This is a genomic window from Flavobacterium sp. B330r (genome assembly GCF_056824325.1).
In genome coordinates this window covers 2,495,410-2,513,004 of sequence record NZ_CP124860.1, presented here as the reverse complement: position 1 = coordinate 2,513,004, position 17,595 = coordinate 2,495,410, and the positions used below count along the sequence as shown (strand labels likewise).

Here is a 17,595-nt window from a genome sequence, read left to right as displayed (position 1 = left end):
TAACCATAGTTTAAATCTTAAATACACTTCTTTCTTAGAATGAAGCATAAAAGGTTTGAAATTCGAAAAAGGAATCTTTTAGTCTTCCTTTTTCGAAATAACTAACACAAAATATTATTCAGGTCTGTATACAAATGTCCAACCAGTTCCAGCATCTTTTAAACTTCTTGGCACATATAAAACCAATTTATCTTCTGTAAGTGTAACAATAGAATATTCGTTAGCTGTATTTCCTGCCTCATATCCTAAAATTTTTGAATTAGTGATAAATAACTTTTTATTAGCAATATCCATAACAAAGCTTCCTTTTTCAGCTGTTGCAGAAGCCGTTTGATAATGATTGTAATTCGCAGCCCCATTTAAGTCAAAATGCATTTTGCCATCAACGTCTAAAGGAGGACAACAATCTCCCGCATTCCACCAAGCAGTCATGGCTGAATCAGGATTATCTGGAGGAGACATAAACCAATAAGCTTCACCTGTACCTGCAGCACCATCAAAAACCCATGTCTTACCTGCCGCAGTATTAGTACTAACTAAATCATACCAATCTTGATCTAATGGAGTATCAAGTTTGTCAACTTGTACATCTATCGTTTTTGTAAAAAATTCTCCTCCTAAAGTTCCTATGAATGTAAAAGTAGACTTACCAGGAATTGGATAAACAACAGTTACTTCATTTGTAAGCGCTTTTCCTAAATTATAGTCCCAATACCCCGTAACACCAGGCGTATCCATACTTAAAGTAATTTTATTTCCGCCAGGAGGGGTTTGCACACTTTTTAATTGAACACCTGCAACGTCTGTAGAATTCTGTAAATGCTGTTCATCTACAATTGGGTCACATGCCGAAAAGACCAGCATAAATGCAGCAATTAGTAAATATTTTATATTATGAATTTTCATCTTTCTAATTATTAATAGTTATTAAATATTACCAACCCGGATTTTGATTGTAAACTCCATTCAATAGTCTAATTTCAGTTTCAGGAATCGGAACCAACCCTTTAGTTTCGGTTCTGTATTTTACACTATAATTAGCATCAACACCAGAATTTCTAACTTGAGTTACATCATTAAAAGCGGTTTCAACATCTCCCCAACGAACTAAGTCAAACCAATGTAAACCTTCAAAAGCCAATTCATGCAAGCGTTCTGTTTTAATATTTTCAAGAGAATAGGCAACTGGTCCAAGATGAGCTCTTCCTCTTACTGCATTCATACCGTCAGCTGTTTTAGTAATTTCAGAGTGCATTAATAATACATCTGCAAAACGCATGAAAATAAAGTCTTGAGCGTGCATTAACTGCATATCTGTAATTGACCAAGCATACATTTGAACAAACATACCAACATATGATCCTTTACCATTGTCATGCTGTAATGAAACATATTTTTTATTAAAATACCCTGTTTCATGGTCCCCTTTATCTGCTGCATAGCCATCTGTTCCTTGATCCGCTTTACCCACTTCAAGTATAGAACCTCTTTTTCTTGGGTCAGCATCATCCCAGCCACTATACAATCTTGGGTTTACGGTACACCATCCCCAACCTTCTCCAAAAGGTGCCAGTGAGTTACCGCGTAATGAATTAAACAGGGCAAGTCTATTAGTATAGCTCTGACCATTTGTCCAATCCCAGTTACCAAAAGAATATCTTTGTACAAACATAGTCTCTAAATTTCCTGTGCCAAATGTTGGTGTAACGCCATCTTGGCCTACCCATGACAAACCTTCTGCAGCAGCCCAAGGCAATACACTATCGCTTTTTGCACTTTTATTCACATAAGAATACGGCCAAAGGTTTCTGAAATCAGATGCTAGCTTATGACCACTATTATTGATACAATCATCTAAATAAGAGGCAACCTGCGTTCCTGTTAAAGAACCGCCGCCCACAAGAGGTAAATCTGCGGTTGCTTTCTTTTCGATATTGCTCATGTATCCAGTATAAAACAAAAATACACGTCCTAAATAAGCTTCAGCAACCCATTTATTAGCATGTCCATATCTAGAAGTCGGAATACTTGTAAATGGCGTAGAAGGCAAGGTTTCAATAGACAATTTCAAGTCAGATGCAATTTGTGCAAAGGTCTCCTCATAAGTTGCTCTTGGCACTAATCTATCTGCATCATATGTTACAATCAATGGAACTCCTCCAAAGAATTTAGCTAATCTGAAATAAAAGAAAGCTCTCATAAATAAAGCCTCACCAAGCGCTTGCTTTTTAAAATCGTCTGCTTCTTGTGGTGTATTAAAATACTTAGAAAAATCTGCCGTTGGAACTTTTTCTATAATAGCATTTGCTCTAGAAATTCCATTGTACGATTGTTTCCACATGTCGCGATAAGTATCTTCAGCAGGGTCTTCAAAATTATCTACCCACTTTGCAGATTTATCATCAGGACCTCCTCCACCAAACATCATATTATCCATCAAGTTGGCAGCAACCTGTTCTTCACTATGAACATTCGCTGTATAGATGGCATTGTAAACACCTGCCATGGCTTCGTTTATATCAGTAGGGCTCTTATAAAAACTATTTAAACTCTTTTCTGAAAGGTTCTCGGTATCCAGATAATCATCACAGCTTGATACTGCAAAAATTGCTGAAATTGCTATTATATATCTTAGTTTTCTCATTGTCAATGTTTTAATATTAAAAATCTGCACTTAATCCAAACATTACTGTTCTCGATTGTGGATATAGACCAAGATCTACCCCAGAAGCCCATGAATAGTTTGTATTATCTCCTCCCCAGCGCACCTCTGGATCCATACCATCATATTTAGTAAATGTGTACAAGTTATTTACAGCAACATAAAATTTAAGATTCGAGATAAATTTAAAATCTTTCAGTATTTCATTAAAGTTATAACCTACAGTTAAATTATTAATTCTCAAATAATCAGCATTGTGCATGTATATATCAGAAATATAATTTGTATTTCTGTTTGATACAGAACTTAAACGAGGCATTTTGTTTGAAGTTCCTTCTCCGTGCCAACGATCAAAAACATCTGAAGTATAATTTTGTTTCGGGCTATCAGCAAATGATCTGTAAGATTGCATTACCTGCATTCCGTATTTCCCTGCCATTGTAGTGTTTAAATACACATTTTTATATTCGAAGTTTAACTGAATACCTAATTGGAAATCAGGATTTGGATCTCCTAACATTGTTTTATCCTTTTCGTCTATAACACCATCATTATTTAGATCGACAAAACGAACATCTCCAGGACGCTGATCATTAAAATATGGCTGACCTGTAGGACCTACGTAAGCCTCAACCTCTTGTTGGTTTTGCAAAATTCCTGCTGTTTTAAAGCCATAGAAAGAACCAATCGCGTAACCTACTTGTGCTCTTGAAATCTCTGAGGTTCCTTGAGATAGTACGTGCGATAAACCGTTAATGATACCATTACCGTTTGCAATTCTTGTAACTCTATTTTTATTGAAAGCTCCACTTACAGTAGCACCATATTTAAAACCACCAATTTTATCTTTCCAAGTAACAGAAAGCTCATAACCAGTATTTTCAATATCTCCTCCATTAATATAAGGATCATCGGCACCAGCAGTTCCAGGGTATTGTGCTTTAACCAACCAGTCTTTTGTTGTTTTCTTGTACCAGTCAAATGTTACTCCTAATCTTGAATCGAAAAAACTTGAATCAAATCCGAAATCTAACTGTTCTGACGTTTCCCAGCTAACATCTGGATTTGGCACTGTTGAAGGATATGCAGTCTGTCCAGAAACTGGTTTTGTATCTCCAAAGAAGTACCCAGGGAAAGCATATTTAATACTAGATGAGTAATAGAAAGCATAATCAGTATATTGATTACCGTTTTGCCCCCAGCTTGCTCTTAACTTCAAAAAATTAAGATATTTTGAAGTGCTTGCCATAAAATCTTCTTTTGTCACAACCCATCCTGCAGATACTGACGGGAAATTACCATACTTGTTTCCATCACCAAAGTTTGAAGATCCGTCACGACGTATAACTGCAGAAAGAAGATATTTCTCTTTATAATCGTATTGTGCACGTGCAAAATAAGACATAATAGCACCACCACCCGCTGCTTTATCAAAGCCTGTCGTATTAATATCGGCAACAGTTCCAGGGCTCTTAGTGTTATCTAAATAAGAATACTTTGGATCATTTGGAAACAATAAACCGTTTCTTGAACCATATACATTATTATCAACAATTCTTTGCCATAACTCTGTACCAATTACTGCATTAATATTATGATTACCAATTTGTTTCTGATACGCAGCTGTATTTGTCCATGTTGAGTTAGCACCAAAATACTGAGATTGCGTAGCGCCATCAATAGCATCATTGTACAGTACTCCCAAATGATAGGTTGGGTTCATTGTTCTATTGTATCCAAACCATGAATCGATTCCATAAACTGATTTAAATCTCAGGTTAGAAATTGGCTCAATCTCTACAAATACATTCCCAATAATTTTATGATCTTTTGGATAATTGTAATTACTTCTGTAATACATTACCGCCAAAGGGTTGGTTTGATTTGTATTTAATCCATCTAATGTAGGAGTAAATCCGTATTCGTTGATATTTCTATCAATCGCTGTCTGCCAATAAGCAGGCTGTAACGGGTTTTGTGTAAGAGCATTATGTAAGTCGTTTCCATAAATGTTTCCATTTGAAACATCTCTCTTTTGAATATTGGTATAAGTTAAATTCTCTCCAATAGTGATAATATTATGGCTTTCATTTTTTTTCAAAACCATTTGGGTATTCATCCTTGCGGTTAATCTTTTAAATCCAGCATCTACTATATTTCCACCTAGTATACCGTCTTGATCAAAATAAGAAACCCCAAATGAATACGTAATATCTTCAGTTCCTCCAGTAATATTAATCGAATGATTCACTACAGGAGCATCCTTTTTAGACATTTCATTGATCCAGTTCGTTCCTGTCCAACCATTTTGCAGTTTATTCCAGATCTCTTCTCCAAGCTGTGTTCCAGCTCCAGGATAATTTCTTTCTAACCAATCGTTGGTAGTTAACATTGTTTTCCAATCATTTGGAGCAAGACCATCATTTACTCTTCCTTCATCCATGATGTACATGTATTCTTGTGCATTTAAAGGATCCAGATTTTTGTAGATGTTCTGAATTCCAAAATAAGTGTCATAAGAAATTTTAGCTGGTCTTCCTTTACGTCCTTTCACTGTAGTTACCAAAACAACTCCATTTGCTGCCCTAGAACCATAGATCGCAGCAGAAGCCGCATCTTTAAGAACATCTATAGATTCGATATCTGAAGGGCTTAGATAATCAATATCTCCAACAGCAACTCCATCTACGATATACAAAGGATTTGAAGATCCAATGGTACCGATACCACGGATAACAACTTTTGTTCCAGCTCCCGGTGCACCACTATTTCTTGTAATGCTAATACCTGGCGCAATACCTTGAAGAGCTTCCATAGCCGATCCCGTATTCAATTCCTTTAGTGTTTCTCCTTTTAAGTTGGTAGAAGCACCCGTAATCAAAGCTTTCTTTTGCGTACCGTATCCGATAACTACAACTTCATTTAAACTTTGAGATACTGCTTTAAGAACAATAGTAAGTTTGGTTTTTCCTCCTATTACTTCATTTACAGTTTCAAAACCAACGAAACTAATAGTCAAAGTTCCGTTAGAGGGAGCACTAATCTGAAATTTCCCATCAAAGTCAGATGCAGTTGCTTTATTAGTCCCCTTTACTAAAACCGTCGCACCTGGGACGGGTAATCCACTTTCGTCATTAATGATTCCATTTATTGTCACATCCTGAGCTAATGCGACAACAGAAAACAGTAAAGACGAAACACAAAAAATAAATAATTTTGTCAATTTCATTTTTCTAAAAATTTTGGTTAATTAATTAGTAATTTAATGCAATGATAATGTTAAATTTGAATAAACTCTTATTAAAAATCTTTACAAAAACACTTCAAACTAAATATTAATACACTACAAAAACACAACATTTATCTTTTAAAAAATTGATTTACTGCGTTTTAATTTTTAAAAAAAATTGTTATAAAAATGTTAATTAAAAAAAACGTATATTACATGAGCAGAAGAGTAACTATTACGTTATAATTTATAAAAAAATCAAAAAACAAGATTTATCGTGATTGATAAATCAACAATTTAAAATCAAAATAAAGCATTTCTAATAAAAATATATTTAAAATTTTATGAAATACATAGTTCGAATTTTTACATTAATTTTGTTATTATTCTTACAAATTAAAGGTTTTTCGCAGGTAAAAAATATTGGAATTCCAGATATAAAAAATTATAAACGATCAGAATATAAAGGAGGAACTCAAAACTGGAGTATTGATCAGGATAAAAATGGAAATATTTATTTTGCAAACAACAGCGGTCTAATTCAATTTGACGGCTCCAACTGGCATAAATACTCTTTACCGAACAAATCTGAGATTAGAAGCTTAAAAATTGATGCTTTAGGAAGGATATTTGTCGGAGGAAATAACGAATTTGGCTATTTCAAAAACGACGAAAAAGGAATTTTAAAATACCATTCTCTTTACAATCTATTGAGCCCAATAGACAAAGAAAACATTAATCTAATATGGAGAATTCACATCTTTAATGGAGAAGTTATCTTTCAGTCTTTCAGCAAAGTATTTTTTCTGAAAAATGAAAAAGTCACCACACTTACAGCTCCTCATAAATTTCAATTTTCATTTTTAGTAAACAATCGACTTTATTTTCAAGACAAAACATTAGGCGTACTCGAATACAAAAACAGAAGACTTACTGCAATAAAAGGTACCACTGTGTTTAATGACAAAGAGATCTGGTCACTTTTCCCGTTGTCTAACAATAAGTTATTATATGCTACTTTAGAGAAAGGACTTTTTGTATCCGAAAATGGCATTATTAAACCTTGGGCAACTGAAGCCAATGAATTCATAAAGAAAAATACTTCGCTGGGTGGATCTATCATCAAAAATAAATTTATAATACTTAATTCGGTGTTAGACGGAGCGATTATCTGCGATCTAAACGGAAAAATAATCCAACATTTAAACCGCCAAAAAGGAATTCAGAACAATACAATTCTAGCTTCATTTGTTGACAACAAAAGTAATATTTGGCTCGGACTAGATAATGGTATCACTTTTATAAATGAAAATTCTCCATTCTCCTACTTTGATTACAGTTATAATATAGGTACCGTATACGCCTCTACGATGTATAACGGGAATCTGTATGTCGCAACCAATCAGGGTTTATTTTATCACAATTGGGGAGGTTCTTTTAAAGACAGTCCGTTTACAAGAGTAGAAGGAACAATCTCTCAAGTTTGGAACATTCAGGTTTTAAATAATGTATTAATATGCGCCAGTAATAGTGGAGCCTTAATTATTGAAAACAATAGGGTATCAAAAATACTGGACAATAAAGGATATTTTGGCTTCAAAAAAATACCTGATCATGAAAACTACATTATAGGTGAAAGTTATAATGGATTTTCAGTCTTTAAACGATCAGCAACTGGATACGATTATTTACATCAAGTAAAAGGATTTGATGAAACGACCAATAATTTTTCTATAGAAATTGATGCGAACTATCTATGGCTAAAGAAAAACCCTTTCTTGTACCAAGTAAAATTATCTGAAGACTTACAGCGCTTTGATTTCATAAAAAAGCACGTCAACATATCAGAAAAATACAAAGGAATAAACAGTCTGCAAAATATAAATGGCAGAGTCTATTTTCAGGTAAAAAATCATTTTTACAGATATTCTGTCGAGCAGGAAGCCTTTTTTGAAGATAAAAAAATAACAAACTTATTCAACGGAATTCCTACTATTAATACCTTAATTGAAGATTCTGCCGGAAACCTTTGGTATGCTTTTAACGAATCTCTTGGCGTATTAGTCAAAAACAAGAACGGAACTTTTACGAAAAAACAAGCTATTTTTTCAAATTTAACTGGGAATTTGGTTAACAATTACATATCTGTAAATGCAATAGATCCGCAAAATGTTTTTATAGGATTAACAGATCGTTTGGCTCACTATAACTCCATTATTCCAAACACTTTTATGACAAAGCCAAAAGCTTTTATTGAAAGCTTTACGAATCCTGGAGATACAATTTTGACTGGTAATTTGGCCAATAAACTAGAATCCTACAGCATACCGTATAAGTACAATCGTGTCAAATTTACTTTTGCGTCGCCAACGTATGAAAACCAAGAAAACGTAATGTACTCATACAAGTTAGAACCTTTTGAAGAAAATTGGCGCGGATGGTCATCGACAGCAATAAAAGAATATACCAATCTAAGAGAAGGCAATTATGTAATGAAACTAAAAACCAGAAATAGCTATGGTATAGAATCTAGTATCACAGAAGTAGAATTTACCGTATCTCCACCATGGTACAGACACTTTTTGGCTTACTTATTTTATTTAGTGCTCATTTTGCTTGGCGCGTATTTAATCTCTGTTAGAATTAAACTGAAGATTAGAAAAAACAGATATTATGAAACCATTGAACAAAGAAGACTATATCTTGAAAAGGAGTCTAAAATTAGACATGAACAACATGATTTGGAAAAAGAAATTGAAAAGCTAAAAAACGACAAGCTTCAAATCAAAATCTTAGCAAAAGATAAAGAACTGGTAAACAACTCTTTACAGGTTGTAAAAAAGAACAAAGTTTTAAACGGAATCATTCATAAACTGAAAGATATTGACACTGGAATTTTAGACGAAACAACCAAATCCGAGTTTAGCAAATTACATAAAAGCATTGTAAAAGAAGTAAATACCGACAAGAGCTGGAAAGACCTCGAAAAGCACATTAAAAACGTTCATTTTGAGTTTTTAAAGCGATTAAAAGGACAATATCCAACCATTTCTCCAAGAGAATTAGATTTATCTACCTATTTATTGATGAATATGTCTACCAAAGAAATAGCCGAAATTATGAACATTTCTACAGGTGGAGTCGAGTTAGCCCGTTATCGTTTAAGAAAGAAATTAGGCTTAAACAAAAAGGAAAACCTAATCGGATTCTTAATGAGTATATAAAAGAAAAGCCATTCAAATTTGAATGGCTTTTCTTTTATTAAATATAATCTAAAGTTCGTTCTAAGGCCATACCTCGTGAACCTTTTATCAATATCATATTATACTCAAAACGGAAGGTCTTTAAAAATTCGGCAAAAGTATCGAATGTTTCAAAAAATTGAATATTTTCACTCGAAATCTTATTCGCAAAAAAAGCTTTTCCTATTAGAAAACATAAAGCCTGTTTTTGATCTGCTAAAGAATCAATTATAACTTTATGCTCGTGAAGACTTTCATCTCCCAATTCGAACATATCGCCAAGAACCATAATCTTATTTTTCTTGTCCAATTGCAAAAAATTGGTAATCGCCACTGCCATACTACTCGGGTTAGCATTATAAGCATCTAAAATAATCTCATTTGAGCCTTTTTGCATCATTTGAGATCTATTGTTAGCCGGAATATAATTCTCAATAGCGCTCTTAATATCACTTTCTTTTACCTCAAAATATTTTCCGATTGCTGTAGCCGCATTTATATTATTGGCATTGTAAAGACCAATTAAATGAGATTCTATTGAAAAATCATTGTATTCAATAGCAACAAAAGGATTTGCCGTAATATTCTCGATATTTAAGTCTGCTTTTTCTTTTTTTAATCCAAAAGTAAAAGACTTTATACCTGCTGATTTCTCAATCTGAATCGGATCTTCTAAATTTACAAAAACAGTTTTCTGGTTTGCAGAAAGATATTGGTACATTTCGCTTTTACCTGCGATTACACCCTCAACTCCGCCAAAACCTTCCAAGTGCGCTTTTCCAAAATTGGTTATATAGCCAAAATCAGGCTGTGCAATCTGACATAAAAATTCAATTTCTTTTTGATGGTTGGCCCCCATTTCTACAATTCCGATTTCGGTTTCCTTTGTAAAAGAAAGCAATGTTAACGGAACACCAATGTGGTTATTTAAATTACCAACAGTCGCTTTTGTCTTGAACTTTTTTGACAAAACAACATTGATTAATTCTTTTGTTGTCGTTTTTCCGTTACTACCTGTTAAAGCAACAATTGGGAGCGCTAAATAAGTACGGTGAAACTTTGCCAGTTCCTGAAGCGTCTCCAGACTGTTTTTTACCAAAATAGTCCTATCGTCTATAAAATAAGATTCGTTGTCAATAACAACAAATAAAGCTCCTAAATCTAATGCTTCTTTCGCAAATGTATTAGCATCAAAATTCTCTCCTTTAATAGCAAAAAACATCGAGTCCTTTTCGATTTTTCTTGTATCGATAGACAAAGAACTGCACTTTAAATATAAGTTATGAATGTCTTGAATATTCATTTATAATTTTTTTAATATGTCATAAAAGTAGAAAAAAAACAATAAAAAAATTCCAAATTCCAGACTGAATATTCAGCTTTTGGAATTTGGAATTTTTATTATTTGAATTCCTAAATCTTAGTTTCTAGGAGATTTTCTTTTTTCAGCTTTAGAACCTACTCTAGACATTGCACATCTGAAACCAATGTAATCAGTTGCCATATCTTGTGGGAAGTATCTTCTTTGAGCTGGATCTAACCAGTAAGCTCTATCTCTCCAAGATCCTCCTTTGTAAACTCTTACTTTATCATCGATCAAAGTAGTACGCTTACTAGAGTTATCGTATTTTCTGATCATTTTTCCTAAACTGTCTGTTGTAACATTATGTTTAGGAGAGTTGTACATTGCCTGTTCTGTTTTAGATCCAGACTCTGAGTCACCAAAATCAAAATATCTAGAAGATTGTTTATCACCATCTCTGTAATTGATATTGTCGCTTGTGCTAAAGTTTTGTCTCAAATATGTTTCTTGTTCGTCAACTGGAATCTGAGCAATTTCTCCTGGAAGGTTTCTTGCAATAACTTTACCGTTACTTAAAGTATCATATTTAATATTAGCAGTAGAAACGATTTCAAGTTTACCATCTTTACCAATTTTGTTTTTAGCATATTGATTTCCTCTGTAGTAGTTAAAATCATTTGCTTCATTATCAATAATAGGTCTGTAAACGTCAGCTACCCATTCTGCAACGTTTCCTGCCATATCATAAAGACCGAAATCGTTTGGTGCGTAACTTTTTACTTCATTCGTAATATCAGCTCCATCATCAGACCAACCTGCAATTCCACCGTAATCACCGTTTCCTTGTTTAAAGTTAGCCAATTGATCACCTTTATTTTTACGTTTGTTAGAACGTGTATAATCTCCAGACCAAGGATATTTCTTTTGCCCTTTGTAGATGTTGTATTCTCTTTGTCCAACGTCTGCAGCAGCTGCATATTCCCATTCTGCTTCAGTAGGAAGTCTATATTCTGGTAAAATGATACCAGAAGAACGCTGAGCATAAACGTTTTTCTCTTCAGGAACTACACCGTCTTTACCAGCTCTAGGTTTTCTTCCTGTTGGATTTTTCTTCAATACTAACTCTTCGTTTCCACCATAAGTAGTAGATGGAGAAGCTAAATAAGCCTCAGTATTAAACAAGCTTTCTGCACTTACATCTGCAGTTTTAGCTCCTTTTTTAAGATAACCACTTTTTTCAAGAACAGCCTCATTAACACGGTCTGTTCTCCATTTACTAAACTCAACTGCTTGAATCCAGTTAACACCAACTACAGGATAGTTAGCATAAGATGGGTGTCTTAAATAGTTATTAGTCATCGTTTCGTTGTATCCTAAACGATTTCTCCAAACTAATGTATCAGGAGATGCTCCTTCATAAATATTCTTGTAATTTTCTTCTGTTGGTGGAAAAACTTTCTTTAACCACTCTAGGTATTCTAAGTACATACCGTTCGTAACTTCGGTTTCATCCATATAGAATGATTGAACGTGTTGTTGAGTCGGCGTGTTATTCCAATCATGCATAACATCATCCTGTACTTTACCCATAGTAAACGTACCTCCTTCAACAAAAACCAAACCAGGACCAGCCTGTTGTTTTTTACCTGCATTTCTGGCAGCAGTTCCATTCTGACTATCTACATCCCAGCCTGTAGCTCTAGAAGCATGGCTCGAACTCGATTTTTTGCTACAACTAGCCGTGCCCAACATCAATACCATTGACATCATTAACTGCAAGACTACAATTTTGTTTACTTTCATACTCATTCTTAGGTGATAAATTTAGGTGCTGCAATATAATAATTAACATTTAATTGGCAACATCTGTTCTAATAATTTTATTTAGCTGTTTTTTCCAGAAAATAACCTTTAGTTACGAACGCAAAAATATACTTTTTATTATTTACTGTAACATGAAATACTATATTTTTACTTACTAATTATTTTTTAATTAAATTTCGGTTTTTTAACTCATGAAACAAGCAATTCTTATCTCTCTTTTACTGATCCCAATTCTTTCGTTTTCCCAGATAAATGGGAGTATAACGATAGATTGGCAAAACAAAAAAGAGGTAAATTATGGCGAAAATAAAATTACAATTCCATTCTTCTCAGGAAGTAGTTTTCGCTTCGACACTACAAAAAAAAACATAATGTTCCTGCAAAATCTGAATCAACCTAACGCTTCAGGCAGTAGTTCGGCACAAATTAGTAATGTCATTTATGAGTCGGTTTCTAGAGCAGATTTAGGAGATTTAACACTTGAAAACATTCCAGAAAAACCAAATGAATCCTTAATAGTGACCAATGCAAGAGACATAAGATATACTTTTCTCTCCTTATCTCCTATAATTAAGGAAGGAAACAGCTACAAACGCATCAAATCTTTTTCTTACTTTATTAGTAACACAACAGGACGAACGGCGTCTACTTCTTCCTTTCAAAAATCGGCAGCAATTTCAAATTCGGTCTTAGCATCTGGAGATTGGTATCGCTTTTATATTCAGAAATCTGGTGTTTACAGAATAAACCGATCTTTTTTACAAAGCCTAGGATTTGACGCTTCTAAAGCTGACCCGAGAAAAATTAAAATCTATGGAAATGGCGGAAGAATGTTACCTCTTCCTAATGACAGTTATTATCCTGATGATTTAACAGAAAACACTATACAGGTAATAGGTGAAAATGATGGCGTTTTTAACAATGAAGATTACATTCTTTTTTATGCCGAAGGCCCCGACAATTGGAGTTCTGAAAACCAAACTAACTTAAATTTATACGACACCAAGTCCTATTATTATATTACAGCTTCTGGCGGAGACGGAAAAAGAATTCCAAACTTAAATCAGCCTTCAGGAAATAGCACCTTAGAGCTAAACACGTTTGATGACTATCAATATCATGAAATCGACCAAACCAACATTGTCCATCTTGGTCGTCAATGGGTCGGCGAATCGTTTGATATTAATCAGGAACAGGAATTTTCTTTTACTTTTCCAAACCTTGATACCACTGTGCCTGTAAAAATAGAAGTAAGTGCAGCATCTGCGTCTTTAACCAACACTTCTTTTTCAATAGCTGCAAACACACAAAATGCGGGATCTATAAGCTTTCCTGCTTTAATTGCAAACTCTGACACTAAATATAGGACGGGAAAACTTCCAGCTAATACCGAATTTACTGGAACAGACAATATCAAAATAAAGCTTACCTATAATAATAATGGTGTTCCGGGATCTAAAGGCTATTTAGATTATATCAATCTTACTGCCAAACGAAAACTTTTAGGAACAGGCAAACAATTTCATTTTCAATACAATGATGCTGGCTCTAAAGCAGGAATTGTCAATTACACCATCGGAAACGCATCTGGAATAACACAAATCTGGGACGTTACTGACCTATATAATGTATATAAAATCGAAAATGCCAATCAAACCTCTTTTAGCTTTAAGGCCAATTTGGGAGAAGTTAGAAAATATATCGCAATAGATGCTTCTGATTATTATACTCCATTAAAAGAAAATCAGTCAAAAGTTGCCAACCAGAATTTAAAAGGGACGATTTTCAGAAACAATCAAAGTTCTTTTCAAGATATTGACTATGTAATTATAACTCCAAAGGCATTAGCGTCACAGGCCGAAAGATTGGCAAGTTTTCACAGAACCAATTCCAATTTAAATGTAAAAGTGATTGCCTTAGAAAATATCTATCAAGAATTTTCTTCTGGCAAACAAGATATTGCCGCTATTCGAAATTGTATCAGATATATTTACAATAATGCTTCTTCTCCAGAAAAAAGATTACGTTACGTAAACTTATTTGGAGACGCTTCGTTTGATTATAAAGATCGTATCTCAAACAACACCAATATTGTACCTATATATCAATCTCTAATAAGCAATACAGTCGGAGAATCTTCATTTGCTTCTGATGATTTTTACGGATTAATGGACCCTAACGAAGGAATTATTATTCCGTCTCTTGCAGGAATAGACATAGCCGTAGGAAGAATGCTAGTTTCAGATAATGCCCAAGCACAGGAAATGGTGAACAAAGTCTTTGAATATTATGACACAAAATCATACGGGAATTGGAGAAATAATGTGGTTTTAATTAGCGACGATTCAGACAAAGCTGGCGATCAGACGTTACAAGCAAACCAAAATTCTCTTGCAGATCAAATTGCAACAGAAAAGCCTTTTTTTAATATCGATAAAATATTCTTAGACGCTTACACACAAGAAGCTTCTGCGGGTGGAGCGCGATATCCTAAAGCAAGAACCGACTTTTTTAATGCTTTTGAAAAAGGTGCTTTAATATTTAACTATTTAGGTCATGGTGGAGAGGACGGTCTGGCAAGCGAAAGAATCTGGGAGAAATCGGATGGGCAAAACTTGACCAATCAATACAAATACCCTTTATTTATTACCATTACCTGCGAATTTTCTCGTTTTGACGATCCGACGAGACCAACTGCTGGCGAATATGTTTTCTGGAATCCAAAAGGAGGAGCTATTTCAATGCTGACAACCATTCGCGAAATCGGGCAGGCAAACGCAGAAGAATTCAATAGAACACTCAGCAAAAACCTTCTTTCTTATGGCTCAAATCAATACAACACTATTGCAGAGTCTTTAAGAATATCCAAAAACGAAAACCCAAGCTCTTCCAGCAATGTGGTCTTTTATTTAGGAGACCCTGCTTTGATGCTTGCTATTGCAAAACCACGAATTAATTTAACTAAAGTAAATGATATTGTGATTTCGCAGGCAATTCCTGATTTAAAATCATTGTCAAAAATTAAAATTTCAGGAGAAATCACAGACGAAAACAATACGCTTTTAAGCAATTATAACGGAGAATTGGCAACGGCAATTTTCGATAAATTAATCACAAACACCACTTTAAACAACGACGGATTTAGCCCTCCAATGCAGTTTAAAACTTTGGGAGAAACCATTTTTAGAGGAAATGCATCTGTTACCAACGGACAATTCGAATTTAGTTTTGTTGTCCCTAGAGACATTAGAATTCCTGTTGACAACGGCAGAATCAGTTTTTATTCAAAGAAAAACGAATCGCTAGAAAACCAAACAGGATACAACAATACGATCAAAATTGGAGGAATTAACGAAAATGCACCTCAGGACAATATAAGTCCAAAAGTGAAGTTATATATGAACGACGAAACTTTTGTATCTGGTGGAATAACGAATGAATCGCCTTTTCTTTTGGCTTTTTTAGAAGATGAAAACGGAATTAATACAGCAAGTGGAATCGGACATGATATTGTCGCTATTTTAGACGGAGATGTGAGTAATCCTTATATTTTGAATGATTATTACCAAACAAAATTAGACGATTACACTAATGGAAATTTACGTTTTCCTTTCCGAAATTTAGCCCCTGGACTGCACACTATAAGCTTTACCGCTTGGGATGTTTACAATAATCCCGTAACGAGTGAAATCCAATTTACAGTGGTAGGAGACGATTCCTTGACACTATCACACGTTCTTAATTATCCAAATCCATTTTCAACTTATACCCAATTCTGGTTTTCACACAATAGGCCCTATGAACCATTAGACGTACAAGTACAAGTAATGACTATTACTGGAAAAGTAGTTTGGACAAAAAATCAAACGATTACAACAGAAGGTTTTTTATCTAGAGAAATAACATGGGACGGAAGAGACGATTTTGGTGACAAAATCGGAAAAGGAGTGTATATTTACAAACTGACTGTAAAATCTAATTTAACAAATAAAAAAGCAGAAAAATACGAAAAGCTTGTCATCCTATAATATTATATATATTTGCACCACCAAAAACATTAGTCCCATAAATGAAAAAACTATCACTTTTATTAATTTGTATTTTTAGCATTTACAATTCTAGGGCTCAGGAATCAAGACCTATTGTTACCGGAGTACCTTTTTTATTAGTCGCTGCTGATGCTAGAGCAGCAGGTTTGGCAGATCAAGGTGTCGCCACTTCTGCAGACGTTTTCTCTCAACAATGGAACCCTGCTAAGTATGCATTTTCTGAAGATGCACAAGGGCTTTCTATCAGTTACACTCCTTATTTAACAGATCTTGCCAATGATATCTCATTAGGCCAGATTACGTACTACAACAAAATCAACGAAAAAAGCGCCTTTGCAGGAAGTTTTCGCTATTTTGGTTTTGGAGGAATCGAATTAAGATACACTGGAGACCCAAATGAGGCCGTAAGAGAAGTAAATCCAAACGAATTTGCCTTAGACGGATCTTATTCATTAAAATTAAGCGAGAAATTCTCGATGGCTGTTGCCGGACGTTTCATCAGTTCAAACTTAAAAGTTGCTTCAGAAGAAGTTGATGCTACATCTGCAAGATCTTTTGCTGTTGATGTGGCAGCTTTTTACCAATCTGAAGAAATTGCTTATCAAGATTTCAATGGTAGATGGAGAGCCGGTGTTAACTTCCAAAACATGGGACCAAAAATCAGCTATGATAATGACGACGTAAGCACAAACTTCTTACCTGCAAATTTAAGATTAGGAGGAGGATTTGATTTTATCTTTGATGATTACAACAAACTTACTTTAAGTGCTGAGCTTACTAAACTTTTAGTTCCGACTCCTCCAGGAATTGGAACACCTGTAGACGTAAACGGCGATGGTGATTTTGACGATCCAGAAGATATTTCTCAACAAGAAGCAACAGACATTGGTTATAAAAATTATAACGACATTGGCTGGTTTCAAGGAATCTTTAAGTCTTTTGGAGATGCACCAGGCGGATTTAAAGAAGAAATAAAAGAAGTAACGTATAGCGTAGCTGCAGAGTATATGTATCAAGATGCTTTTGCAATGCGTTTAGGATATTACCATGAAAGCCCAGAAAAAGGTGCTAAACAATTTTTCTCTTTAGGAGCAGGATTCAAATACAACATTATGAAAATCGATGTGTCGTACTTATTCTCAGCATCTAAAATAAAAAATCCTTTAGAAAACACACTTCGTTTCTCTTTAACGTTTAACTTTGGAGACAAATACGAAACGTATTAATAGAGAAAGTTTAAAATAAAAATAATTCAATCCAAATTCCGGCATTTTAGGAATTTGGAT

8 protein-coding genes are annotated in these 17,595 nt (G+C 34.2%); 3 read left to right on the top strand and 5 right to left on the bottom strand.

Annotation, left to right across the window (positions count from 1 at the left end; genetic code table 11):
• Positions 1-114: 114 nt before the first annotated feature.
• From QLQ95_RS11280 to QLQ95_RS11270, 3 genes are read right to left on the bottom strand one after another with little or no spacing between them, the layout of a single operon-like run.
• A complete protein-coding gene (locus QLQ95_RS11280) occupies positions 115-906 on the bottom strand; it encodes a hypothetical protein (RefSeq protein WP_095928009.1) in 792 nt (263 codons plus the stop codon).
• Between the two features lie 28 nt (positions 907-934).
• Positions 935-2,644, bottom strand: coding sequence for a RagB/SusD family nutrient uptake outer membrane protein (locus QLQ95_RS11275; protein ID WP_482503855.1), 1,710 nt, complete (start codon positions 2,642-2,644; stop codon positions 935-937).
• A 16-nt stretch (positions 2,645-2,660) separates the two neighbouring features.
• Positions 2,661-5,891, bottom strand: coding sequence for a SusC/RagA family TonB-linked outer membrane protein (locus tag QLQ95_RS11270; protein WP_482503853.1), 3,231 nt, complete (start codon positions 5,889-5,891; stop codon positions 2,661-2,663).
• Between the two features lie 344 nt (positions 5,892-6,235).
• On the opposite strand from QLQ95_RS11270, the gene QLQ95_RS11265 reads away from it, so the two are divergent.
• A complete protein-coding gene (locus QLQ95_RS11265) occupies positions 6,236-9,115 on the top strand; it encodes a helix-turn-helix and ligand-binding sensor domain-containing protein (RefSeq protein ID WP_482503851.1) in 2,880 nt (959 codons plus the stop codon).
• A 37-nt stretch (positions 9,116-9,152) separates the two neighbouring features.
• Here the strand turns inward: QLQ95_RS11265 and QLQ95_RS11260 are convergent, their stop codons facing one another.
• On the bottom strand, positions 9,153-10,436 hold the full coding sequence (locus QLQ95_RS11260) for a UDP-N-acetylmuramoyl-tripeptide--D-alanyl-D-alanine ligase (RefSeq protein WP_482503849.1): 1,284 nt from the start codon (positions 10,434-10,436) through the stop codon (positions 9,153-9,155).
• Positions 10,437-10,553: 117 nt separating this feature from the next.
• Positions 10,554-12,239 carry a gliding motility lipoprotein GldJ gene (gldJ, locus tag QLQ95_RS11255; RefSeq protein ID WP_095928014.1) on the bottom strand — a complete coding sequence of 562 codons (1,686 nt, stop codon included), beginning with the start codon at positions 12,237-12,239 and terminating at the stop codon, positions 10,554-10,556.
• Positions 12,240-12,451: 212 nt separating this feature from the next.
• Here gldJ and porU point away from each other — a divergent pair, with 212 nt between their 5' ends.
• On the top strand, positions 12,452-16,288 hold the full coding sequence (porU, locus tag QLQ95_RS11250) for a type IX secretion system sortase PorU (RefSeq protein WP_482503847.1): 3,837 nt from the start codon (positions 12,452-12,454) through the stop codon (positions 16,286-16,288).
• A gap of 41 nt (positions 16,289-16,329) precedes the next feature.
• Complete coding sequence (gene porV / locus QLQ95_RS11245; protein ID WP_320493367.1) at positions 16,330-17,535, top strand: type IX secretion system outer membrane channel protein PorV; 1,206 nt, start codon at positions 16,330-16,332, stop codon at positions 17,533-17,535.
• The last annotated feature ends 60 nt before the right edge of the window (positions 17,536-17,595 follow it).